General features: G+C 45.9%; 20 protein-coding genes. 17 read left to right on the top strand and 3 right to left on the bottom strand.

Features of this window, described 5'->3' with window-relative positions; all coding sequences use genetic code 11:
* The first annotated feature begins 251 nt into the window (after nt 1-251).
* Nucleotides 252-1,652, top strand: a complete 1,401-nt coding sequence (locus ACQW03_RS00690; protein ID WP_071640661.1) for an MFS transporter — start codon at nt 252-254, stop codon at nt 1,650-1,652.
* 86 nt (nt 1,653-1,738) lie between these two features.
* Nucleotides 1,739-2,743: a LacI family DNA-binding transcriptional regulator gene (locus ACQW03_RS00685; RefSeq protein WP_071640663.1), complete on the top strand. Its 1,005-nt coding sequence runs from the start codon at nt 1,739-1,741 to the stop codon at nt 2,741-2,743.
* Between the two features lie 99 nt (nt 2,744-2,842).
* Here the strand turns inward: ACQW03_RS00685 and poxB are convergent, their stop codons facing one another.
* Nucleotides 2,843-4,567 (bottom strand): ubiquinone-dependent pyruvate dehydrogenase, encoded by a 1,725-nt coding sequence (gene poxB, locus ACQW03_RS00680; protein WP_071640665.1) that lies wholly within the window; start codon nt 4,565-4,567, stop codon nt 2,843-2,845.
* Nucleotides 4,568-4,881: 314 nt separating this feature from the next.
* Here poxB and ACQW03_RS00675 point away from each other — a divergent pair, with 314 nt between their 5' ends.
* From ACQW03_RS00675 to ACQW03_RS00660, 4 genes are all read left to right on the top strand, one after another.
* Complete coding sequence (locus tag ACQW03_RS00675) at nt 4,882-6,375, top strand: tagaturonate reductase (RefSeq protein ID WP_071640667.1); 1,494 nt, start codon at nt 4,882-4,884, stop codon at nt 6,373-6,375.
* Nucleotides 6,376-6,392: 17 nt separating this feature from the next.
* On the top strand, nt 6,393-7,892 hold the full coding sequence (locus tag ACQW03_RS00670; protein ID WP_076294157.1) for a UxaA family hydrolase: 1,500 nt from the start codon (nt 6,393-6,395) through the stop codon (nt 7,890-7,892).
* A gap of 127 nt (nt 7,893-8,019) precedes the next feature.
* Nucleotides 8,020-8,466 carry an acetyltransferase gene (locus ACQW03_RS00665; protein ID WP_441947827.1) on the top strand — a complete coding sequence of 149 codons (447 nt, stop codon included), beginning with the start codon at nt 8,020-8,022 and terminating at the stop codon, nt 8,464-8,466.
* A gap of 182 nt (nt 8,467-8,648) precedes the next feature.
* A complete protein-coding gene (locus ACQW03_RS00660) occupies nt 8,649-9,506 on the top strand; it encodes a DNA-binding protein (RefSeq protein WP_071640674.1) in 858 nt (285 codons plus the stop codon).
* A gap of 246 nt (nt 9,507-9,752) precedes the next feature.
* Here ACQW03_RS00660 and ACQW03_RS00655 read toward each other — a convergent pair whose 3' ends face one another.
* Nucleotides 9,753-10,643, bottom strand: coding sequence for a hypothetical protein (locus ACQW03_RS00655; protein WP_076294155.1), 891 nt, complete (start codon nt 10,641-10,643; stop codon nt 9,753-9,755).
* A 253-nt stretch (nt 10,644-10,896) separates the two neighbouring features.
* On the opposite strand from ACQW03_RS00655, the gene ACQW03_RS00650 reads away from it, so the two are divergent.
* The 6 genes from ACQW03_RS00650 to ACQW03_RS00625 all read left to right on the top strand — a co-directional run bounded on the left by ACQW03_RS00650 (nt 10,897) and on the right by ACQW03_RS00625 (nt 18,150).
* The gene (locus ACQW03_RS00650; protein WP_441947825.1) at nt 10,897-11,859 is read left to right on the top strand and encodes an ABC transporter permease; all 963 of its coding nucleotides are present in this window, start codon (nt 10,897-10,899) and stop codon (nt 11,857-11,859) included.
* A 14-nt stretch (nt 11,860-11,873) separates the two neighbouring features.
* Nucleotides 11,874-12,761 carry a carbohydrate ABC transporter permease gene (locus tag ACQW03_RS00645; protein ID WP_025722962.1) on the top strand — a complete coding sequence of 296 codons (888 nt, stop codon included), beginning with the start codon at nt 11,874-11,876 and terminating at the stop codon, nt 12,759-12,761.
* Between the two features lie 26 nt (nt 12,762-12,787).
* Nucleotides 12,788-14,434, top strand: a complete 1,647-nt coding sequence (locus tag ACQW03_RS00640) for an extracellular solute-binding protein (RefSeq protein ID WP_071644292.1) — start codon at nt 12,788-12,790, stop codon at nt 14,432-14,434.
* Nucleotides 14,435-14,480: 46 nt separating this feature from the next.
* Nucleotides 14,481-16,445, top strand: a complete 1,965-nt coding sequence (locus tag ACQW03_RS00635; RefSeq protein ID WP_441947822.1) for a sensor histidine kinase — start codon at nt 14,481-14,483, stop codon at nt 16,443-16,445.
* On the top strand, nt 16,417-17,205 hold the full coding sequence (locus ACQW03_RS00630) for a response regulator transcription factor (RefSeq protein ID WP_071640682.1): 789 nt from the start codon (nt 16,417-16,419) through the stop codon (nt 17,203-17,205). The genes ACQW03_RS00635 and ACQW03_RS00630 overlap by 29 nt, the downstream gene beginning before the upstream one ends.
* A gap of 132 nt (nt 17,206-17,337) precedes the next feature.
* Nucleotides 17,338-18,150 carry a DUF3891 family protein gene (locus tag ACQW03_RS00625; RefSeq protein WP_023988333.1) on the top strand — a complete coding sequence of 271 codons (813 nt, stop codon included), beginning with the start codon at nt 17,338-17,340 and terminating at the stop codon, nt 18,148-18,150.
* A gap of 115 nt (nt 18,151-18,265) precedes the next feature.
* Here ACQW03_RS00625 and ACQW03_RS00620 read toward each other — a convergent pair whose 3' ends face one another.
* Nucleotides 18,266-18,403, bottom strand: coding sequence for a hypothetical protein (locus ACQW03_RS00620; protein ID WP_179085945.1), 138 nt, complete (start codon nt 18,401-18,403; stop codon nt 18,266-18,268).
* Between the two features lie 256 nt (nt 18,404-18,659).
* On the opposite strand from ACQW03_RS00620, the gene ACQW03_RS00615 reads away from it, so the two are divergent.
* From ACQW03_RS00615 to ACQW03_RS00595, 5 genes are all read left to right on the top strand, one after another.
* On the top strand, nt 18,660-19,805 hold the full coding sequence (locus ACQW03_RS00615) for a glucose-1-phosphate adenylyltransferase (protein ID WP_025722958.1): 1,146 nt from the start codon (nt 18,660-18,662) through the stop codon (nt 19,803-19,805).
* Between the two features lie 23 nt (nt 19,806-19,828).
* Complete coding sequence (gene glgD, locus ACQW03_RS00610) at nt 19,829-20,932, top strand: glucose-1-phosphate adenylyltransferase subunit GlgD (protein WP_441947819.1); 1,104 nt, start codon at nt 19,829-19,831, stop codon at nt 20,930-20,932.
* Nucleotides 20,933-20,977: 45 nt separating this feature from the next.
* Nucleotides 20,978-23,431: a glycogen/starch/alpha-glucan phosphorylase gene (locus tag ACQW03_RS00605; RefSeq protein ID WP_441947817.1), complete on the top strand. Its 2,454-nt coding sequence runs from the start codon at nt 20,978-20,980 to the stop codon at nt 23,429-23,431.
* A gap of 190 nt (nt 23,432-23,621) precedes the next feature.
* The gene (locus ACQW03_RS00600; protein WP_028542387.1) at nt 23,622-24,173 is read left to right on the top strand and encodes a DUF2062 domain-containing protein; all 552 of its coding nucleotides are present in this window, start codon (nt 23,622-23,624) and stop codon (nt 24,171-24,173) included.
* Between the two features lie 153 nt (nt 24,174-24,326).
* Nucleotides 24,327-25,343: a hypothetical protein gene (locus tag ACQW03_RS00595; RefSeq protein ID WP_441947815.1), complete on the top strand. Its 1,017-nt coding sequence runs from the start codon at nt 24,327-24,329 to the stop codon at nt 25,341-25,343.
* Nucleotides 25,344-25,442: the final 99 nt, after the last annotated feature.

Raw genomic sequence — 25,442 nt, 5'->3', positions numbered from 1 at the left:
CTCACTAACTTTATAAAAAATAGCTCTTGCCAGGAGCTTGTTTCAAACTCCCGGTAAGAGCAATTGAAAACAAAATAGTTATCAACTGAGGATTTTGCAAAAATCCCATAAGCGACTTCCAATGAACAAGATATAGATCGAAATGGTTTAGTTCGTCTGCATCTTGCACTTCGGAGCGACTGGAATCGAATTTTGCAAAATCCTGAACTAATTATGTGAAAATAATTACAAACATAGAGGAGTGTGTAGGTATGGGAGTGCCTATCGTGCAGGAGAGCGTCCAAACTGACAACAAGACAGGCGAGCATATTAGCCTGAAAGAAAAGATTTCGTATGGTATGGGTGACTTTGGAAACGGATTCATGTTTGATTTGGGGCAGTTGTATTTGCTGAAATTTTTTACAGATGTAGCAGGGGTTTCTGCAGGAGCCGCCGCAGGCATTTTCTTGGTCAGCAAGCTGTTTGCCGCCATCTGTGATCCCATTGTCGGGTCCTTTGTTGATTATCGCAAACATATCGGTACACGTGGAAAATTTAGGCCTTTTCTTATCGTTGGAAGCGTTATCCTTGCAATTCTTACGGTTCTAACCTTTATTTCGCCGAATATTTCACCCACAGGCAAACTCATTTACGCCTATGCGTCCTATATGATCTGGGGGATCGGCTACTCTATTGTAAACATTCCATACGGCTCGCTGGGTGCCGCCATTACGCAGGATACTCATCAGCGTGCTTCATTGTCATCTTTCCGTCAGGCAGGATCTCTGGGCGCATTATTCGTCACCAGTGTCGTTGTCATGCCGCTTATTTTACTGTTTCCTAACCATCATGTTGGCTATCCAGTTGTGATGGGGATTATGTCACTCATTGGTGTGATCGCTTTCATCATATGTTACCGAGGAACGAAAGAACGTATTATTAGCCAGTCCGGACCAAAAGAGAAGCTATCTATAGGCGTTATTGTCCATACCTTTACGAATAACAAGCCTTTGCTGGTACTCGTTTTGATGACGATTTTCACCATATCCGCGTACAATATTAAGTCCGCACTGCTGATCTATTTTGCCGAATATAACTTGGGGCATGTAGAATTAATGGCTTATATGAATTTTATTATTATCGGTTCGTCGCTACTGGGTGTGTTGTTCCTGCCTAAGCTGGTACGGCGCTTCGGTAAACGAAAAACAGCTATACTGGGGATGCTGGTTAGTGTCATTGCCGACTCCATTAACTTTTTCATGCCTTCAAATGTATATATTTTCACAATCCTGGCCAGTATTTCGTTCATTGGTATTAGTATTCCTAACGGGGTTACCTGGGCATTCGTGTCCGATATCATTGATTATGGCGAATGGTCATCCGGGGAGCGTAAGGAAGGGATTACTTACTCGTTATTTAACTTTTCACGTAAGCTGGCTCAATCCTTGTCTGGCTTTCTATCGGGTATTGGACTAGCGCTCATCGGGTATGTTCCGAATGTGGTTCAGTCCTCTGGAACGCTGCTTGGGATCAAGGCATTACTTTGTCTCTATCCGGCTGTTGCCCTGGCTTTGGCCATGCTGGTCATCGGTAAAATGTACAAGCTGACTGACAGTAGACATGCAGAAATGGTTCAAGAGTTACAGCGTCGACATGCGGACAACCGCGTATAATTTGTGAAAGTCTTCTTTTCCGGGCGGCTCCTGTGGTATGGTGGGTATATAAGTTTTTAGAGCCTCACTAAGGAAAGGATACGTATATGGCAGCTACCATTAAAGACATTGCCAAATTGGCTAATGTTTCCCATACAACCGTCTCCCGGGCGCTCAATAACAGCCCGCTGATTAAAGAAGATACGAAACGCAAAATTATGGAGTTGGCAGAGCAACTCAATTACATTCCAAATTTTAATGCCAAAAGCCTGGTTCTCCAGCGCTCGCATACGATTGGCCTGTTTTTCACCAGTATTTCAGAAGGCACCAGCTCCAGTTTTTTTGCGGATACCATCCGCGGAGTTAATCATGTCATCGGGGTGGATTACAATTTGTTTGTGCGAGGAATTGACGATTACGCCGATTTTTCGGCCATTCATCGCAAGCGTTTTGATGGTATCATTCTGATGAGCCAGAGCGAGGCGGACAACCCTTTTATTTATCATGTGCTCGGTCAAGGTATTCCGCTTGTTGTACTGAATCGGCAGGTGTCCGGTGCGGGGATTGTAAATGTGATTTCTAATGATAAGGAAGGGTCCTATGAAGCGGTCTCTTTTCTCGTTGAAAGCGGGCATGAACGCATTGCGATCATCGAAGGGGTAGAAGGCTTCAAGTCTACCCAGCAACGCCGCGAGGGTTTTATGAATGCGTTGATTGATAGTGGTAAGCCGATTCGACATGAATATATCGTGCAAGGTCATTATGATACTGAAAGCGGAAGCCAGGCAATGAAGCAGCTGCTTTCCTTGCAGGAGCCGCCGACAGCGGTATTTTGCTCTAACGATGATATGGCTATTGGGGCCATGAATGCGGTATTCGAAAACGGCTTGAAGGTACCAGAGGATATCTCAGTCATTGGTTTTGACGATATCGGGTTCTCAATGTATACGACTCCACCGTTAACAACGGTCAAAAGACCGATTGAGCAGATAAGTGAGCGCGGAGCCGCCTGCATTCTGGAACGAATTCAGTCACCGTCCAATGAGGGTGAGCTTATATTTATGGAGACTGCGCTTAAGAAACGGAAATCAACGGCAGGCAGACCACGCTGAGTTTCGTTTTATTAACAGGCAGGCCAAAGGGGCAGAAACCATGCTAGATGTATGGTTTCTGCCCCTATTAGGTTGAAATGCGCTCTGCCTCGTCTGCATTTAACGAAAGAGATTGGTTTTAGCCAGTTCTACAATCTCGTCACCGCGTCCGTTCAGCATCGCTTTCATCATCCACAGTGTAAATCCTTCTGCTTGTTTAAGATTAATTTTGGGTGGCATGGATAGCTCTTGACGGTTCACCACCACGTCTACCACAACAGGGCCATCATGAGCCAATGCTTGCTGAATGGCATCCTCCAGCATTGTCGGATCTTCAACCCGGATGCCCTTGAGTCCCATGGCTTGCGCTACAGCACCAAAATCAGGATTCACCAGTTCAGTGCCGTTTTCCAGGAATCCGGCCGCTTTCATTTCCAGCTCGACAAAACCGAGAGCGCCATTATTGAAAACAATGACTTTAATAGGCAGCTGATGCTGCTTCAGGGTGAGCAGGTCGCCCATCAGCATCGTGAGTCCGCCATCGCCTGAGAGGGCAATCACTTGTCGGTCAGGCTCAGTAGCCTGCGCTCCGATTGCCTGCGGCAGCGCATTTGCCATCGTGCCATGGTTGAACGAGCCAAGCAGCCGACGCTGACCGTTCATCTGCAAATAACGCGCCGCCCATACAGTGGGAGTACCGACATCACAGGTGAAAATAGCATTTTCCTGCGCGGCGTCACTGATGACCTTGGCGAGATATTGGGGATGGATCGGCGTATGCCCTGGTTTACCGACGGCAAGGTCATCCAACTCCTGGCGTACCTTGGTATAGTGGGAGACGGTTTTCTCTAGATGCTTGGAATCATGCTCTGACGTTAAATGCGGTAGCAGCATTTCCAATGTGGCTTTTACATCCCCGCATAAACCATACGTCAACGGAGTACGTCTGCCGAGATGGGCTGGCTCTATATCTACTTGTAGAACAATCGCATCTTCAGGGTAAAATTGTCTGTAAGGGAAGTCTGTTCCGAGCATAAGCAGGACGTCACAATCCATCATCGCATGGTATCCGGAAGAATACCCGATCAGTCCCGTCAATCCAGCATAATAAGGGTTGTCATACTCCAGATATTCCTTGCCTCGCAGAGCGGATACCATAGGGGATTTTAACTTGTCGCATAGCTGCATGAGCAATTCATGAGATTGTGCACAGCCGGCGCCGCATAGTAGCGTAATTCGTTTGCCTTTATTCAAATATTCGGCCAGTCGGGAGATTTCGGAAGCTGACGGATGCACTACAGGTGCAGTGGGATGGTAGACATGTTCAGGGACGGGTACCTTTTCCGCCGCCAAAGCTGCTACATCACCGGGAAGAACAATGACGGATACACCTGAACGTGAAATTGCCTGTTGAATGGCCATGGTCACTGTTCTGGGAATTTGTCGCGGTGTCGTAATAACCTCACAGAAGTGACTGCATTCTCCGAAAAGATGCTCAGGATGCGTAGCTTGAAAATATTCACTTCCGATTTCGTCGCTTGGAATATGAGCGGCAATAGCCAGTACAGGCACCCGATTGCGGTGGCAATCATATAAACCATTAATCAGATGCAAATTTCCGGGACCACTGCTTCCAGCACATACAGCAATGCTGCCACTAAGGTCAGCATCCGCTCCGGCTGCAAAGGCAGCCACTTCTTCGTGCCTTACATGAATCCATTCGATTTGACCATTGCTGCGAATGGAATCAACCATATTATTTAGAGAGTCTCCAACAATGCCATAAATCCGCTTGACCCCAGCATTGACCAAAACTTGTACAATAGTATCTGCGATTGTCTTCATAGATGTTCCTCCTGCCTAGTAAGTAGTGTTATCCTGCCCGTGCTTTCTTGCGTCTATTCTCCTGAAATGTATATAAGAACAAGGTCTCGGGATAGGGTGATAGTTAGCCTTAACCGTCTTGGATCAGGTGCGAAACAACAGAAAAAGGACGATATACTTGCAAATTTATATATAAACGCATATGTTAACGTGTTCATATTATTGTCATTATTATTTTTTCAAACTAAAAATATTGATAAAACTATTTTGTTAACGTGTGCATTGTGATAAAATAACGATGAAATCATTATGGTAATTATGGGAGGTTACTCCGGATGAAACAAGTAGATGAATTAGACCAATTAAACAGAAAAAGCTTTATTGTTACTGAACCACATCCCGAGAAGGTGCTCCAATTTGGGGAAGGGAACTTCCTGCGTGCTTTTGTAGACTGGCAATTTGACAAAATGAATAAATTGGCAGAATGGAATACGGGAGTTGTGATTGTACAACCGCAGCCAGGAGGCCTCGTGGAGAAACTTAACGAGCAGGATGGCCTGTATACGGTTATTCTTGAAGGGATTAAGGATGGGAAGGCCATGAAGGAGCATACCGTTGTGGAGTGCGTCACTCGTGGGATTAATCCGTACGGTTCGGACTTTTTGGAGTATGAAGCATTATCCCAAAAGCCGGAGCTGCGTTTTGTCGTGTCAAACACGACGGAAGCGGGGATCGCTTATGCACCAGAGGATCAGCTAGAAGATCGTCCACAAAAGAGCTTCCCAGGCAAACTGGCAGCCTTTCTGTACAAGCGCTTTCAATTTTTCGGGGGCGATCAGAGCAAGGGACTGGTGATCATTCCGTGCGAGCTCATCGACCGTAATGGAGACGCTCTCAAGGAAATCGTATTGAAATATGCGGACCAATGGAAGCTTGGGGCTGAGTTTATTGCATGGTTGGAGGAATCGAATACGTTCTGCAACAGTTTGGTAGATCGGATTGTACCTGGTTATCCCAAAGACCGGATTCATGAGATTCAAGCAGAATTGGGTTACAAGGACGATTTGGTTGTTGTGGGCGAACAGTATCATTTATGGGTTATTGAAGGGCCACAGTGGCTTAAAGAAGAATTACCTGCTCATTTGGCCGGATTGAATGTACTGATTGTCGACGATATGGCGCCATACCGTACACGGAAAGTACGCATTTTGAATGGAGCACATACGGCGCTTACACCTGTAGCTTATTTATATGGCCTGGATACGGTGGGGCAGGCGGTCGAGCATGATATTATGGGAAACTTTATCCAGTCGCTGATTCGAGAAGAAATTATTCCGACGCTGGACTCGCCAGAAGCGGAATTGAATGTATATGCCGACGATGTTATTGAACGATTCCGTAATCCATATGTAAGTCATTATGTCATGAGTATTGCGTTGAATTCGGTGTCCAAGTTCAAGACACGGAACTTGCCATCCTTGCTCCAGTATGTGGCACAACGTAAGGTGCTGCCTGTCAAAATCGTGTTTTCACTGGCGTCCTTGCTCGTATTTTACCGGGGTGACAGAAATGGCGAGTCGATTGCGTTGGCAGACGAAGCTGAAGTGTTGAGTGCGTTTGGTGAACTGTGGAGTAAATATGACGGTACTCTCGCCGGGGCGAAGCAATTGACTGCGCTGGTACTTGGCCGACAGACATGGTGGGGGCAAGACCTGAACCAGATCGAAGGACTGGCTGAACAAACGGCACAGCACGTGTATGAAATTACAAGCAGAGGAATGAAGGAGACGCTCGATTCTCTAACCGGGAACAGCGTGCCCAGAGCATAAGCAAGGAGGAGACCGGAATGCTGGAATTCATTCAAATTCATGATCAAGATAACGTGGCTGTCGCCTTGCGTGATTACAAGCAGGGAGAGACACTGGCGTGGGGAGCACAAGAAGAACAACGGGTGGAGCTAGCCGAGGATGTAGCACGTGGGCATAAAATCGCCTTGCAGGATATAGCTGAAGGTGGGCATGTTCTGAAATACGGATATCCCATCGGTCATGCCATTCAGGCCATTCAGGCAGGTCAGCATGTGCATACGCATAATACGAAGACGAACCTGACAGGCGTGGAGGAGTACACTTATAAGCCTAAGCCAGCTCCTCATTTATATGAACAGGAGAGTCGTACGTTTAAAGGTTTTAGGCGAAAGGACGGTCGTGTGGGGATTCGCAATGAGTTGTGGATTGTGCCGACGGTCGGCTGTGTGAACGGGATCGCTGAACTTATTTTAAACCGTTTCAAGCAGGAAGCGGGAGATATTTCACCTTTTGAAAATGCACTTGTGCTCAAGCATAACTATGGTTGTTCTCAGTTGGGTGACGATCATGCACATACGCGCACGATTTTGATTGATGCCGTGAAACATGCGAACGCAGGTGGCGTACTTGTACTGGGTTTGGGCTGTGAGAACAATGAGATGAAAGAATTTAAGGAAGCTATCGGGGAATATGATTCAGAGCGGGTAAAGTTTTTGCTTTCCCAGGATGTGTCGGATGAAGTAGAGGAAGGGGTAAGGTTGCTTCATGAAATTTTTGCGGCCGTGCAAGAAGATCGGCGGGAACCTGTACCTTTGTCTGAGCTGAACATCGGCTTGAAATGCGGTGGATCTGATGGCTTATCGGGTATTACTGCCAACCCACTACTCGGACGATTGTCGGATTATATGGCCGCGCAAGGTGGAACAACGGTCTTGACAGAAGTACCTGAAATGTTCGGCGCGGAGACGATTTTAATGGAGCGCGCTGCCGATGAGCAAGTATTTAATAAGATCGTACATCTGATTAACGATTTCAAACAATATTTTCTGGATTACAAGCAGCCAGTATACGAAAATCCGTCACCGGGCAATAAAGCAGGGGGCATCACGACTCTGGAGGATAAATCACTGGGCTGTACGCAAAAATCCGGGTCTTCCACGGTCACTGATGTCATTCAGTACGGGGAGCGTCTCAAGACCAAGGGGCTCAACCTGCTCAGCGCGCCGGGGAACGATCTAGTGGCATCTTCAGCTCTCGCCGCAGCAGGCTGCCAGCTCGTCATTTTCACAACCGGACGCGGTACGCCGTTTGGCTCCTTTGTTCCGACGATGAAGGTCTCAACCAACTCGCCGTTGTATAAGGCTAAACCTCATTGGATCGACTATAACGCCGGTTCATTGGTGGAGGATGTCAGTATGGAAGATGCGCTTCGCAACTTTGTCGATTACATCGTCGATGTAGCCAGCGGAACCTGGGTGAACAATGAGAAAAACAATTTCAGAGAGCTCGCTATTTTTAAAAACGGTGTTACGTTGTAAAATGCTGTAATGTAAGGGAGGCGGAATTATTCCGCTTCCCTTTTTGAGTTTGTATGCTTCTAAATAGGCATGTTAGACTTACTGCAAAACATGCAATATCGATTTTTAAATGAAGGGGGAAGTGCAAGTGCAAAATGAAATTGTTGCTTATCGGGAAGAAAATCATGATCAACTCGTTGATATTTGGCAGCGGGCTGTACGCCGGACGCACACATTTTTGTCGGAAGAGGACATTCAATTTTATCATCATATCGTACGCAATGGTGTTTTAAGAGAACTTGAAGTTTGGATGGAATGGAATACAAGTCAAGAACCAACAGGCTTTATCGGACTGGACGGATTGAAAATCGAGATGCTGTTTGTGGACCCTGAACGGCATGGGCAAGGCATAGGCAGCCGACTCATCCAGCATGCTGAAAAAATAAAAGGCAAGCACCTCAAAGTGGACGTGAATGAGCAGAACGAGAAAGCGTATGCTTTCTACAGACATTACGGCTTTGTACAAACGGCGCGATCTGCACTGGATGGATCAGGTAGGGCATTTCCTTTGCTTCACATGGAAATAAACAAGTGAACGATCCACTTTCATCGGTATTTTAAAAACTGGAATATATTATCATAATGTACTTGTCATATGTTTGTATTTATGATATAACTTAATTACGTAATAAAAACGTAATTAAGTTATTTTTAGTTAGAATTTAGATCTTACTTTTGTTTGGTGAATATAAAAAGTCGGACAAGGAGGCGGGAACGGTGGATGATCTTGTTCACTCCGACATCACAGATCTAGACACACTTGTTAACATGATTAAGCTGTCTTTTTCATTTGCGGATGGTGCCAATATGATTGCTTTATGCGACCGGCTGTATAGCCATGTCAACCAAAAGTATCAGGAATTGCAGCTCTACAAAGCGCGCAAGAAACCTATACAACCCATACATACCAAACGGCCGCTAGTCTACTACTACGGCTACAGTCATCTCATGAAAGGCATGGCCTTTCAAAAACAGGGCAAGTATGAGGCCGCTCGCGATTGCATCGAAAAATATGCAGAATTGGGCTGGTTTAATGGTCTCGACCAATATGGGGAGGCAGAGGTAGAATATTACCGCTATGCTGCCAGAGCTAATTTGTATGCCCTTGAAATTTTGTCAGGCCATGCCGAAGTGTTGCAGGAATACGTCCAATTTCTTCGTAACAATCCGGAAGAGCTGTTACCGGGGCTTCTTTCCATCGTTGAGGGAGCGTCGAGATACGATTATCCTTTAGAGGCTGTGCTTAAATCATTTGCCGAACAAATTGAAGGTTTTAAATATTTTGAAGAGCCTGTGAATGTATCATATTATTTTCGCTTCTGTTATCAACTGGCTCTTTATTATATCAAGCAAGAACAGTTTACGGTTGCGTTGGGCTATATCCTGCAATCACTTATGCTGTCCGATACCCTGGGTATGGAACATGAGCATGAGTTTAGGAAATGTACCGCTATATTTGAAATTTTCAGATCCCAAGCTACAGCAACACAGCAAGACCAATATATAACTATTTTAAAAGGAGTGTTAAAGGATGAAAAAATTGATTTCACGCCCTCTGTCGCTCAGTCTGTTTAGTTTGCTAGTGTTTGTTACAAGTCATGACCTCATCACGGTGTTTTATCATGGAGCCAATCATTAAGAACGCAGAAATAAAGTAGAAAATTAGTTGTTTTTGCAGGTAGGCAGTTAATTTGAAAATATGATGTGGAAGTAAACCCAATAGCAAGTAAGCTCATTAAGATCAGGGCTTACTTGCTATTGGGCGTATTATGAAGACCGATCATAATTGTATTTATAACGTGGCACATGTCCCAAAAATATTTAAGCTGTTGTAGGTTTATGCAGCAAACCCTGTTCTGATGGATGCAATGAAATCCTTGTCTGTTGGTAAACCGGGAATGGTTCTTCCGTACTGTATGATCTGCTTTTTAACGCTGCATCCAGTGCCCGCAGCAAGGAACCTATGAATTGCTCTGGAGAAAAGAAAATGCTTTTCCCGACCATATGAATGTGAAGCTCGTTATGGTCACGGTTGCTTACAGACAGCAATATACCTTGACCCTGAAAACCCGTACCGATTGCGCGTATTTTGTTTATACCCGAGAGTAGCATTTCCGTTTTCACCGCACGCCCCTGTTCCTCTACAAATACAGAAATCAGGCGTTTGTCTGTAACGATAACAATTTGGTTACCCCGAAACGTATGGCTCAGGTGTAGAAAATCTTTATATACCCCAATAGTCTGCTCATGCGGAGAAACAATCCCCATCCGTACAAATTCCTCCAGCTCAGTGACATCGGGTTCCTGATGATTTTTAATTCGTTTTTTGATACTGAACTGAATAGTCAGGATGCCCAAGATAGCTATGAGAAAAGCGCTAAGTCGGACGTTAAATATAAAGAACATCAGGACAATAAGGCCGCCTACTAACCACTGTCCCCAAGTTAGATAGCGCAGCTTTTGTTGTACCGTACGGCGATAATAACCGTAGCCCTTTCCCGGTTGATACTCTTTAGTAAACTTTGACATACCACGTATCATGGTTAATCCATAGACTGATAAAATTGTCATCGCGAGCGCCAAGAGCGTCATAAGCCATTCCTGAGCTGCAACGCCAACTAAAGTACACAGACCAAACATGATGAGCCCCGCCCAGCAGGCAACCTTTTTAATTCGAACCTGTTTCTGAATCGAACGAACCAATTCTTCCATTCTTAATCCTCCTGATCTAGGTAAATAGGTAATGATTGGAATCACATATAGTCTTATCGTACCATCTGATAGTCTTCTTCGTAAATTAATAGATGTAAAAATCCAAAGGCTGGAAGAAAATTTTCGCGTATAGTCAGATCCCCACCTGAACTTTAGATACCAAAATCAAAAAATCCAGTACTACTCATTCGAAGCAGAAGCCTCTAAAATAATAAATGTAAGTGCTTACATTAAAAAGAAGGGAGGTCTTCGTATGAGTACAGGATGGAAGAATCCGCAGTCACAGCCGCCGGTTCGATCGGGTAGAGGGGCATCACTAGCGCGCAAATGGGTTCAACAAAGACATTTGCAGACTATGGCGCTGCTTGGGGTGGTTTGGATGATTATTTTCCATTACATTCCGATGTACGGCATTTTGATTGCTTTCAAACATTTTGACATCATTGGTACCTTATCAAGCGCACCTTGGGCGGGGTTAGAGCATTTTCGGACCTTTTTGGAGGATGATAACTTTTGGTACATTGTCAAAAATACACTGGGCATTAGCCTGCTCAAGCTGGCGATCGGGTTCCCGTTGCCCATTGTATTTGCTCTGTTCCTGAATGAAATACGATCTACTCGGTTCAAAAAATCTATTCAGACCATTTCATACCTTCCTCACTTTTTATCTTGGGTCATTCTTGGTGGGATCTTAACAACGTGGCTGGCAGATACCGGGATGATTAATCAACTGTTGCTAGCCTGGGGTTGGATTGACCAGCCGATCAGTTATTTGGCAGAGCCGAGCTATTTTTGGGCTATCGTCGTTAGCTCGGATATCTGGAAGGAGCTTGGATGGTCAGCTATTATCTATTTGGCAGCAATGGCGGGGGTATCTACGGACATGTACGAAGCGGCCACCATTGACGGGGCCGGACGGTTTCAGAAAATGTGGTACGTCACACTTCCCGCTATCAAGGGGACAATATCTATTTTGTTTATTTTGGCGGTTAGCGGCATATTGAACTCCAACTTTGATCAAATTCTCGTCCTGCGTAACTCGCTGAATGAAAGTGCAAGTAATGTAGTTGATATTTATGTATATCAGGTGGGCATTCAGCAGGGCCGTTTTTCGTATTCTACCGCGGTGGGTTTGCTGAAATCGGTTCTTGCTCTCATTTTGCTGCTAATTGCCAATTCGGTGACCAAACGGGTAAATAATACATCCCTATTTTGAAGGAGGACGGCTGCATGCAGCTATTGCAACGCAGAACAGCAGGCGAAGCGATATTCGATTTCATGAACAACGTCTTCATGCTGATCATTTGTTTTGTCACGTTGTATCCCGTGTGGTATGTGCTGGTGAACTCCTTTAACGAAGGAGCAGACGCTATGCGGGGCGGCATTTACTGGTGGCCAAGAGTATTCAGTCTGGGCAGCTATCAGGCCGTATTTGCTAACAACGGTATTATGACTGCGATGGGAGTGACTATTGCCAAGACGCTTATCGGCACGATTGTTCATGTGTTTTTTACCGCTATGATTGCATATGCATATTCCCGTGGGGAGTTGATCGGGCGCAAGCTGTATATGCTGATTGGCACCATTACCCTGTTTTTCGGTGGGGGATTGATTCCGACGTATTTGCTGATTCGTGATCTCGGACTGCTGGACAGCTTTTGGGTGTACATCATTCCTGCAATGTTCAGCTTTTTTGACCTTATTATTTTTATGGCTTTTTTCCGAGAATTGCCGGATGCACTGGAAGAGGCGGCGAAAATAGACGGTGCGAACGATTTCGGTATCTTTTGCCGGATCGTGCTTCCTGTATCCATGCCCGTTGTAGCGACGATTGCGTTGTTTCATGGGGTATACCAGTGGAACGATTATTTTACTGGAATGATCTATATTAATAATACGGATCTTCAGCCGATTCAAACATATTTGTACCGGGTTGTTGCCCAATCCAGCTCTAATCAGATGATGGCTGCTGCACCGGGGGTCGTTGCCCAGTCCGTGACTTCGCAATCGATCAAGCTGGCGACAATGGTCGTGACGACACTGCCCATTGTACTGGTATATCCTTTTCTGCAAAAGTATTTCGTCAAGGGTCTGATGATCGGCTCGATTAAGGGATAGCACATCATCCAAGGGGGAGATTTATGATGAACATTCGCAAATGGCAGAAGGGGCTGTTGGCTTCTGTTCTGCTGGTGGGTTTGCTCGCGGCATGTACGTCCGGCGGAGGCAGTACTGTCACGGAATTACAAGACGAGAAGACCAAAGCTACCGCAGATGCACCGGGATGGAAGGCGGATATGGAGCCGATTACGTTTGACTGGTATTTGAACTTTTCCTGGTTCCCGAACAAGTGGGGAACGGATATGACCTCGAAGTATGTTACGCAAAAGACCGGGGTCAGCGTCAATTTTATCGTACCCGCAGGAAATGAAAATGAAAAGCTCAACACCATGCTGGCCTCCGGCAAGCTGCCTGATTTTGTCACGCTTGGTTGGGGAGAGGACGCGGTCAAAAAAATGATTGAGGGCAAGATGGTGCTTCCGCTCAACAAGCTGGCCGAGAAATACGATCCGTATTTGATTAAAATAGCTGATCCGGCGAAAATGTCCTGGTATCGCCAAACGGACGGGAATGTATATGGGTATCCTAATGCTTCTTCTTCGCCACAGGATTATCAAAAATACGGCCAAAATTTTGTTTCCAACCAGACGTTTATGGTTCGGAAGGACATGTACGAGGCGATCGGCAAGCCGGATATGAGAACACCAGAAGGATTTTTGAAAGCGCTTCAAAAAGTGAAAGAGAAATTTCCAGAGGTGAACGGTCAGCCTCTTATCCCGATGGGATTCCACGAATTTACGGATAACGGAAATTATTCTTTTGAAGACTATTTACTTAATTTCCTAGCCATTCCTCATGAAAAGGACGGCAAGCTGGTCGATCGTCGTTCGGACGAAGAATATATTCGCTGGCTCAAAACATTCCGTCAAGCAAATGAGCAGGGCCTGATCGCCAAGGACGTATTTATCGACAAACGTCCGCAAATGGAGGAAAAGGTGGCACAGGGCCGATATTTTGCCATGTTATATCAGCGCTCCGACTTTGCCACACAACAGGTAATGTTATATGCGAAGGACCCGAACTCCGTCTATATCGCGGTGGATGGACCTTCGAACAGTAAGCTGGACCCGCCGACGCTGGCCGGGCCGGGTATTTCCGGCTGGACGGTGACGCTTATTTCGAAGGATGTCAAGGACAAGGAGCGGGCTATTGAATTTCTGACTTATCTGATTAGCGAGGAAGGAAATCGCGACCTATATCTGGGGGAGCAGGGCAAGCTGTGGGACATGGCTAACGGTAAGCCAGCCTTCAAGCCGGAGGTGCAGGAGCTGCTGAACAAGGATCGTTCTGCTTTTGATAAAAAATATGGCGCCTCCTTCACCTTCTGGATGCTGATGGATACGAATATGAATTTGCAGTGGGCGCCGCCAAGCGTCGAGCCGTATAAGCAGCCAGAGGATTGGACGAAAGGCAAGACGAAAGGCTTCTCCCAATATGACAACATCAAACCGACCGGAACTTCGGCAGAGGGCATTGCGTCAGGCCAGATAGATAAAATTTGGGGCAAGACATTGCCGAAGTTGCTGCTGGCTTCCTCAGATGAGGAATTCGACCAGCTGTTTGCTCGCTTTTTGGAAGACCGCAGAAAAGCAGGATACGACAAAGTTATGGCCTATCAGCAAAAAGCCTATGAGGAAAACCTTAAGAAAATTGAACAGTTCACCAAATGATTTAATTCGATGACTTAATCTATTGAACCCCTAAGGATGTGATTTCATGCCAGGCCGTGCACGTTCACAGATGAAGAGCCTGCTGCGCCGCACTATATGGCAGTGGATGAAGGGGACGGCCGATCGGCTTGGCGGTTGCTCCCTACAAGTTAAGCTCATTGTCGCGTATATCGGAGTCATTTTAATTCCGGTGGTATTGTTTTCGCTATATACCTTTCACCAACTGTACGAGAATACCATGCAAGATATTACCGTACAAAATCAGTATGTGTTGGATACAGAGCTGGCCCATATTCACAGCAATATGGAAATTATGGAGCGAACCGCACAGCTTACGATCTCAGATCGCAACGTACTTCGTTATCTGACCGAGGAACGTGAAATAAGCAGCGATGAGCTGGTCCAATTCAACTTGAATGTGTTTCCAAATTTACAGCACTTACTGTACAGTAATCCCAATGTAGAGAACATTCGACTGTATACGAGTAATCCTCAGGCACATGAAATATGGCCGATGATTTTCAATGAATCACGACTGCCTAAAGCCTCCTGGCTGAAAACGGCCCAACTCCGACAAGGGAAAATATGGTGGGAAATGTACAAGGGGCCGAAAAGCTTACTTCTGGGGCAATCCCGGCAGGAAAGTGAGACAGTGCAGTATATGGCACTGCTGCGTGAAATTCAGTCTACCGGAGGAAGACACGCAGGCTTGGTAGAAACAAACATGAGGCTGGAGCTATTTTCACCTAGAGTATTTGGAATCCAACAGCGTGATCGCGCATGGCAAATGTTCATTCTGGACGGCGACGATTCCAGCTCAAGGAACGCTGATAAACCAATGTCTTCTACCGATATAGCTACAGCTTCCTATCAATCAGATTCAATTTCGATCCCTCTGTCTCATGTGCACCATCTGTTTCAGTCCCAGGTTCAGGGACCGGGTGGTGCTTTTGATTTTTCCTATGAGAATAAGCCTTATCTCGGCATGTACCGTTATATAGAAGGGTTGGACGCCTATTTGCTAAATGTGGTGGCGCTGGACGGTCCGCTGGGTGATCTCCGTCAGAAACGCAATGCCATGCTACTCATTATTAGTATGCTGATTGTGTTTATGTCCGTCATTTCTTATACCCTGCATTCCTTCATTCTCAAGCAGCTACATACACTGCGTGAATCCATGAAAAAAGTAGAGCAGGAGGGTAACTTTCAGCTTAGAATTCCAGTATATGGGCGGGGAGAAGTGGCTGAGCTGGCTCTATATTTTCGCAGTCTGCTGAGTCGGATTAACGGACTCATTGCCGAGGCAGTACATAAGCAGGCCGCTGCTCAGGAGGCTGAGCTGCTAGCGCTCAAGCATCAGATTGATTCCCATTTTCTCTATAATACATTGGAAAATTTAAAAATGATGGCGGAGATAGAACGACAGTATCCGCTGTCGGATGCCCTTACCTCCCTTGGCTCGATGATGCGTTATAATCTCCAATGGTCGGGGTCGTGTGTTGCGTTGCGGGATGAAATCCGCCATATTCAGCATTATGTGGCCATTATGAACATTCGCCATGATAACCAAATTGGATTGGAAATTCATCTATCGTCGTTGTTTATGGAACTGGAGATGCTGAAAATGTCGCTGCAGCCTGTAGTCGAAAATGCTATCAAGCACGGTTGGAGTGCATTGCAAAGCCCATTCAGCATCACGATTGAAGCCTGCCCTAAGCAGGATATTATAGAATTGCGCATACAGGATAACGGAGTGGGGATATCTGAAGAAAGAAGAAACGCCATCATGGCTGGTCTAGCGCGAACGGAAATGGATTCCCACGAGCCCGGGATGAATGGGGGAATCGGTTTGTATAATGTGCATCGCCGTTTGAGTATGCAATATGGCGAAGAGTATGGCATAAGACTGGACAGCATCCCCGGACAATCGACGACAGTGACCCTGATTTTGCCAAAACGTTACATGATGAGGGGGACAGATCATGACGACCAAGCTGTTGATTGCGGATGACGAGAAAAATATTCGAATGGGACTTCAAGCTATGATCGAACGGGAATTTCCCAGTCTCTATGAATGTGTTCTGGTCAAGGACGGAATGGAAGCCTGGCAGCATGTGAAGCAGTTTTTGCCCGAGTTGGTGATAACGGATATCCGTATGCCTGTTATGGATGGCATTATGCTGATGCAGCATATTCGCGAGCTGGAGCCAGGACACAGACCTTTGGTAATCATTCTCAGTGGATATGACGAGTTCCAGTATGCGCGCGAAGCGATTCGCTGTGGGGCACGGGAGTATTTACTCAAGCCAATCGTAAGGGAGGAACTGTTCGGTGCGCTGGCAGTTTTGAATGAGGAATTGAAGCAGAGGAACCACCTCACATACGATAGTGTTGTCAGCGTAGAGAAAGATAGACGAGCTAGCACGAGTGCCATCGTCGATAGAAGCGGTAGTATGACACGTGCTATCCAATATATCCATGCTCATTACAGCGAGGATTTGAATATGGCAGTAGTATCCAATTCAGTATCCTTAAATTATACGTATTTTAGTCAGGCGTTCAAAGCCTATACAGGCCTTAGCTTTGTTCAATATGTAAAAAGGCTGCGCGTTACAGAAGCCAAAAAGCTACTGGAGTGCCAAGGAGGCAAGATTTATGAAATTGCGGCTAACGTGGGCTTTGACAATGCAAAGCACTTTAACAAAGTGTTTCGTGAGCTGGAGGGGATGACCCCGCAGCAGTTTCGAGTGCAGAATCAAAGGGGTAATTAGATATAAAGAGGGGGAAAACTCCACTGCCTTTTTACTCTTATCCTGATATAATATACGTATGCATAACCATGGCCTTCAATCAGAGAGTTTTTTACACAATCACACGAATCGCCGAACGGAAGGGGAGAGCATATGGTTATTTATGAAACGGACCAAGCTTATATCATGACGACGCAGCATGACCATGCCCATATTTCAGGTGAGTTGGCTTCACAATGGGAAGAGAGTGCCTTCAAGAATAGACGTCATAAGCAGGATTTTGTATATGCAGCAAGGGAGCATGATCGGGGCTGGATACAGTTAGACGCTGCTCCTTTCTGGAATGATCATGTGTCTGCACCTTATACGTTTATTGATTTTCCGCTCAATCCGCGTTTTGTTTTCTATCGTCTTGGGATTGATGAAGTCGAACAAGGTAATACGTATGCGGCGTTGCTGTGTAGCTTGATGTACAAGGAGCTAGTCGGACGGACCGAGCATCAAAACGCTCAGGACAAGCAGATTACGCATGCTTATCAGGAAGCGGAGGCACAGCGTCGTCAGAGGCTCAAACAGGAGCTGGCATGTGGCGTAACCTTCGACCATCAAGTGCGGACGGATGTACGGAGAATGTTGTTTTGTGACGAATTGAGTCTGTTTTTGTGCAGCCGAGAGCCGGGCACGCCTACAGCAGATTATGAATGGTTTGCTGAAGGTTTAAGCTTCCCGGCTGTTCGACATGAAAGCGGGCGAGTTTGGGCCGAGTGGCTATCGGATCAGACTGTAGGTCTTTCCTTTTTTCCTTTCAGGGGCAAGGTAGGGATTACTCATACCTTTAAGAAGGTGGACAAGGAGAAAATTCGTACCTTTGGTCTCCTAGAGGCTTACCGTTCTTCTGAATGGACGCATCGAACCTTTACCGTTGAACATATCATGGAAGTAGAAGAACATAAGGAGAATGCCTGACCGTCTACGGGTACAGCCTCGAACAATATTTTGTTTGTAGACGCAGAGAAAAGTCAGAGCAAAGCCTCCCTGAACCATGCTTCAGAGAGGCTCGCTTTTTTCTAGCTTTAACATTTTACGATTTTGCAGATATTTTCGCACGATTGACAATAGTCTGTACCTTATTCAATACCTTATCGCGTGCCCCTTTATTTTTCATCAGATACGTAACACCCATTCCCAATGCTGCTACCACCCATTTTTTATTCTTCATGAATAACGCCTCCTTATGATCATGTTGTCATACACGATTGCTTTAAAAGCATCCAAAATGTGAAAAGATGAACGGGATTTTACGATTTAGTGATTCCTTGCACTCGTTCCGCATAACTATGATTTTACCCTTCTCCATCACATCTTACCCGTTCCTTCGCCAATGAAACGATTACGACTGTCTTTTCATGTTTAATGGATATTATTAATATCCCGCCACAATTGCTTCAGACGCACATGACAGGGAGGTCTTTGTTATGAGAAAGAAGGAAGTGGTTGCCATGCTGCTCGCCGGCGGACAAGGCAAAAGACTCAAAGGACTTACCCGTACACTAGCCAAACCGGCAGTATTTTTTGGAGGAACTTACCGCATTATTGATTTCCCTCTCAGCAATTGCACTCATTCTGGTATAGACACTGTAGGCGTATTGACGCAATACGAGCCGTTGGTGCTTCATTCCTATATCGGCGTTGGGAGCGACTGGGATTTGGATCGCCTGGATGGAGGAGTTTTTGTTTTACCACCGCACGAGAAAGAAAATGGAAACAACTGGTACAGGGGCACGGCGGATGCAATTTATCGAAACCTGCATTTCTTGGATCAGTATGACCCGGAGCATGTACTCATTCTGTCAGGGGATCACATTTATAAAATGGACTACAGTCGAATGCTCCACTATCACAAGGAGAAGGAAGCAGACTGCACCATTTCTGTCATCAATGTCACGATTCAGGAAGCCAAACGATTTGGAATACTGAACGCCGATGATGATCTGAAAATATATGACTTTGAGGAGAAGCCTGAACAGCCGAAAAGCACATTGGCCTCCATGGGTATTTATTTGTTCAAATGGGAGGTGTTACGTCGCTATTTACTGGAAAGTGCAAGCGATTCTGAATCCTCACATGATTTTGGCAAGGATATCATTCCATTGCTGCTTCAGCATGGCCGGTCGTTGTATGCGTACCCGTTTGCGGGGTACTGGAAGGATGTAGGTACCATTCAGAGCTTGTGGGAGTCCAACATGGATCTTCTGGTTCAGGATCCGCCTTTGGATCTGAACGATCCTTTCTGGCGCATCTATACCCGCAGTCCCAATCAACCGGCCCAGTATATAACCCAACGGGCGATCCTGAAAAACAGCATTGTAAATGAAGGCTGCATGGTGGATGGAGAAGTAAGGCACTCCGTACTATTTTATGGAGTCGAAGTAGGTGAAGGTAGCGTCATTACCGATTCTGTCATCATGCCAAACGTAAAAATTGGGCGCAATGTACGTATTCACCGGGCTATCGTGAACGAGAACATGGTTATTGAAGATAACGCAGTTATTGGACCTGAAAATAGTTCTGATGAGATTATTTTGTTCGATCAGGAAAGCCAGCTTCATGCACGAATTTAACCCGGATAAGGACGGTGTCTGCTATGAGCCGACTCATTGGAGTTATCAACCTGGATCACGAACTGGATCAGTTGAAGGAGTTGACCTATTTCCGGTGCGGGGCCGCAGTTCCCTTTGCCAGTCGATATCGGCTCATTGATTTTACCTTATCCAACATGATGCATGCAGGGGTGCATGATATTGCACTGTTTATCCGCCGCAAATACCGTTCGCTGCTGGATCATCTGGGTGAAGGTCGGCCTTGGGATCTAGACCGCAGACGGGGAGGGTTGTTTATTTTGCCACCGGACTGGAATGATCCGACGGATGCATCACGTGGAGATTTGCAGCATGTGCACAACAATCTGGACTTTTTCCATCGCTCATCGGGGCAAACCATTATTCACGCAGGAACTCAGCATGTCAATAAGGTTGATATCGAGGATGTATACCGTTATCACCGGGAGAAAAATGCAGATGTTACCCTCGTATATAAACCCATCGACCAGCTCGAATCTGAGCATGCTCCTTGTGCACGACTGGAGATTGATGAGAACGGACGAGTGACTGGTATTCATCAGGAGCAGGATCATCATAATATTTATCTGGAAATGTTCGTAATGGACAAATGCTTGTATCTGGATCAGGTGAAGCATTGCATTGCCCATCAGGATAATCATTTCTTTCGCGATGCCATCCAGAAAAACCCAAGTGGACTGCGCATTTATGCGTATCGTTATGAAGGTTATCATGCGGTCATCAATTCTATCGAGAGCTACTATAAAAATAGCATGAAGCTGCTGGATCAGCAGCAGTATCAAGCACTGTTTCAGAATCAGCCAGTGCATACCAAAATCAAGTATGAAGCCCCGACCCGTTATACGCATAGCGCCGAGGTGGATCATTCACTTGTTGCCAATGGCTGCACCATTGGGGGCAAGGTTGAGAACAGTATTCTTTTCCGTGGAGTGCGGGTAGAGGAGGGCGCGCGGGTAAGCAACTCGATTATTATGCAAAAATGCGTCATCCGTAAAGGGGCAGTTGTGGAGAATGTGGTTTTAGATAAAGATGTACAGCTTTCACCAGATCGAACTCTGATTGGAGACATTAGAGTTCCCTATGTCATTGCCAAGAATAGCGTAATTTAAAGGATATACTTAGCCATTAAAACGGAAATAACAGGAGGTACAACTTTGTTCAGCAATAAAGAAGCATTTAAACAGGCTTTTCGAGAGCAACTGGTCGGAAGGCTGGGCAAACCGATGCAGGAGGCTCAGTCGGAAGACGTATATAAGGTTTTGGGTGGCATGATTCGTGAACAAGTCGGCAAGAATTGGGCAGAAACGAACCAAGCCTACAAAGAAGGACAAGAGAAGCAGATTTATTATTTTTCACTAGAATTTTTGATAGGTCGTCTACTGGGCAGTAATCTGCTGAATTTGGGCGTACTGGATATGGTTCGGCAGGCATTGGGTGAACTGGGCTGGGATCTGGAGGAAATTGAAGAACAGGAGGCAGACGCGGGGCTAGGCAATGGTGGTCTCGGCCGTCTGGCGGCTTGCTTCATGGACTCGCTGGCATCCCTTGGCTATGCAGGACATGGTTGCGGTATCCGATATAAATATGGTCTGTTTGAACAGCGTATTGTGGACGGCAATCAGGTTGAACTGCCGGATTACTGGCTACAGAAAGGGAATGTCTGGGAGGAACGCCGTCCTGACAAAAAGGTTGAGGTTCATTTTTGGGGAAGAGTGGAAACCCGTGAACAGGAGGGACGTCTTGTATTCGAGACAAAGGATGCTGAAACGGTCTGGGCTGTCCCTTACGATATTCCGCTGGTAGGCTATGGTCATGCGCAGGTGAATACGCTGCGGATTTGGAGTGCGGAATCAGCGCTTGATCCCGTTCGAGGACCGATTCGAGGCGAGGGCGGTTATTACCGCTTTCTCGACTACAATCGATCGGTGGAATCCATCTCGGCATTTCTATATCCGGATGACTCCAATTATGAGGGAAAGCTGCTTCGCTTGAAGCAGCAGTATTTCCTGTGCTCGGCCGGATTGCAAAGTATTTTGCGTACGTTTGAGAAGCTTCGTTTACCTTATAGCCAGTTGCCCGATAAAATAGCACTGCACATTAACGATACACATCCGACGCTGGTTATACCGGAACTGATGCGTATTCTAATGGACGTGAAGGGCTTGGGCTGGGACGAAGCATGGGATATTACGACGCGAACCGTTTCATATACGAATCATACGATATTAAGTGAGGCGCTGGAACAATGGCCTGTCAATATGGTACGGGAGCTGCTACCTCGTATTTCCTTGATCATTGAAGAAATTAACAAACGTTATTGCGCTATGCTACTGGAGCGTTACCCAGGCCAGGACATCAAAATTGGTGAAATGGCGATTATTCACGGTGAACAAATCCGTATGGCTCACTTGGCAATTGTCGGCAGCTACAGCGTTAATGGGGTGGCTGCGCTGCATACGCAAATATTAAAGGAACGAGAGATGAAGTCATTTCACGAGCTGTACCCTGACCGTTTTAATAATAAAACAAACGGGATTGCCCATCGCCGCTGGCTGATGCACGCCAACCCGGAGCTGGCAAGCTTGTACGATGAGACCATCGGCACACGCTGGAGGACCCGTCCAAGGGAGCTCATCGACCTGCTTCGTTACAGTGGGGACGAGTCGTTCAAAGAACGGATACAGGCGATTAAGCGAAATAATAAAGTCAGGCTCGCTGAGCATGTTTTTGCAAAACAGGGCGTGCGACTGGATACGTCCTCCATTTTTGACGTACAGGTCAAACGGTTGCATGGTTATAAGCGACAGCTGCTCAACATTTTGCATGTGATGAATCTCTACAGCCAGCTTAAAAGTAATCCTGGCCTAGATGTGACGCCACGCACGTTTATTTTTGGAGCCAAAGCCGCTCCCGGTTATTTTCTTGCCAAACAGACGATCAAGCTTATTAACAACGTGGCGGACACGATCAATCGGGATGTAGAAGTCAAGGACAAGCTGAAAGTCGTTTTCCTTGAAAATTATTCGGTCTCGCTAGCGGAGCTGATTATTCCTGCGGCGGATGTCAGTGAGCAGATTTCCACGGCAGGCAAGGAAGCCTCAGGCACAGGGAACATGAAATTTATGATGAACGGTGCGCTCACAATAGGTACATTGGATGGAGCCAATGTTGAAATGCATGAAATGGTAGGGGATGCCAACATGTTCATTTTTGGATTGAAGGTGGATCAGATCGAGGCATATTACCGGAACGGCCAGTATTCGGCGCGCAAAACAGCCAATAGTGACGAAAGACTGCGTGAAGTGTTGGATCAACTCGTGAACGATGCTCCTTTTACGCGGCATGAACGGGAATTTGAGGCCATTTATCAATCCCTGATTGATCATAATGATGAATACTTTGTGCTCAAAGACTTTGCATCCTATGTGGATACACAGGTTCATATTGAACAGGTGTATCGGAATCCCTCGGAGTGGACTCGGCGTGCTATTGTCAATATGGCACACTCTGGTAAATTTTCTAGTGATTGTACAATTCAGCAATACGCGGCTGAGATTTGGGACATTGTGCCTCTCCAAAACGATGTCAACAAGCGAATTCTGTCCTAAAACGGCGAAACAGGCGGAATAGCATTGCTTTTCGAGCGCTGAGGGTTATAATGACAGTATAGACATAAGTAAGGATGGGAGCTGTTTATACTCATTCCTGAACTTGAATTGTACTGTTGAAGGAGTCCTCCTATTGATAAAGCTCAATCCGAAAAGGCTCAAACCTCATAAATCGAAGAAGAAATATAATATGTTTCAAAATATATGGCGTGCGATTCGGCTGAATTTCATCAAGCTATTGCGCGCCCCTGGTGGAGTTAAAAAGATCTCTTTGGGCTTCGCCATTGGCTTTGCGCTGGAGATGATTGTGATTTCCACGGCTTCTCTGGTATACCTTGTTTTTTATCCGATTGTTCGTCTGTCTGGCGGCTCGCTGCCTGCGGCCATTGTGGGTAACGTTGTAGGTAAGCTAACCTTTTTGCCAATTGTACTGATGCCATTCGCCAAGCAAGTGGGGGCTTGGATTTATCCATCTCATTATCCGGTACATGTCAGGGGCGGACGACTTCACGAGCATTCTTTTATGGAGCTGTTTCACGGCAACTGGTCTGTATTTAGAGACTTGCTGCACGGAGGCTTGCACATCCTGATCGGCATGTCGATTTTCGGTGTGGTGCTGGGTATTATCTCGTATTTTGTCATTCAGGTTCTGTATAATCGTTCGCTGCACAAACGGTTGGAGAAGCGGAAGTTGCGTCATGGTGCAGCATTTTCGGCGGCCAGACTGCTGAAGAATGGATAACGATGCATAAGAAAGAAGCTCTTCGAGCCTATTTATTAGGTCCGAAGGGCTTCTTTGAGTTGGGGCAAGCAACTTTTATTTTTGTATTACGTCTAAGGAATATATGTATCCATTCTTTTAAGTCTCTTTTGAGACATCAGGAGGAATTGCCCCATGAAAAAATGGAATTCTATCACTGCAACAGTTGCGGCAATATCCATGCTTTTGGGAACGGCTCCAGTTGCATGGGCACAGCAGCCCGCCGCTGCCATAGCTCAAAACGCACAAACTTCTGTTAACTTGGACCCAACCGCCACTAAGCGTTTAACGGATGTATTGAAACAACTAGCCGGAAAACAAACAATAGAGTTTACAAGCGCTGATACTGCTTTTGACTCCTGGACGGTAAACGGTACTTTGAGCGGGACAGCTAATGCTGATTTCATCCAAAATTATGATTCCAAAAAGGGAATCGTGCAATCCACCAGCATTATTTATGATGCGGCTGATCTCAACAAAGTTCTGGACAATAATCTACGCAGTAGGGTTGCATCGTTCCTGAAAACATTTGATTCTGATGGAGTGTTTAAAACGGATGCTGTCTGGCGTTCATATTCCCCGAATGACGATGGAGAACTCAAAAATTATTGGGTACTGTGGGGGCATGACCAAAGTCTTTACATTGACCTTGATCAAGGAAATAAAATAACGGCCAGCATAATGTATTCGCTCAAAGACGTTAAAGCTTCACTGACCAACAAAGCGAATCGTTCGCTCAAAACACTTGGTATTTCTTTGAGCAATCCGTTTGAATATGTGTTTCGTCAGCATGAAGGCAATGATACCGTTTGGAATTTCCGGGACGATAATGAGTTAAACAACGTGCTGATTGGCGTGAAAACCGGTAAAGTGTGGGCCGTAAAAAACGAGCTTGGCATGGATTGGACGGGGGAAAAGGATTTTGTCAAAGCATTCGCTAAGCCAAAGCTCAGCCAAACTCAGGCGCTTTCAGCCGCGAAGTCGAAAGTTCACTCCCTTTTTGGAATTAACCTAAAAGGATATAGCGTAAAAATTAAGGATAACGAGTATACGTTCTCCCAAAAGGGCGCAGTTACTGTTGTGGGAAAAATCAATAAAAAAGGGGCATTTTATTCACTAGAGGCTATGCCTGCGAATGGAGTTCGAAATTAAGCAGATTGATTTTAGTCAAAAGCGTATGATCTCTATAAGAGGCATACGCTTTTGACATATTTTGCAACAGAATTGGCTTCATTCGCTCGAATCGTTTAC

The sequence above is a fragment of the Paenibacillus sp. DRB1-1 genome, assembly GCF_052119485.1.
Classification (GTDB): Bacteria; Bacillota; Bacilli; order Paenibacillales; family Paenibacillaceae; genus Paenibacillus; species Paenibacillus polymyxa_B.
This window is presented reverse-complemented; position numbering and strand designations above follow the sequence as displayed.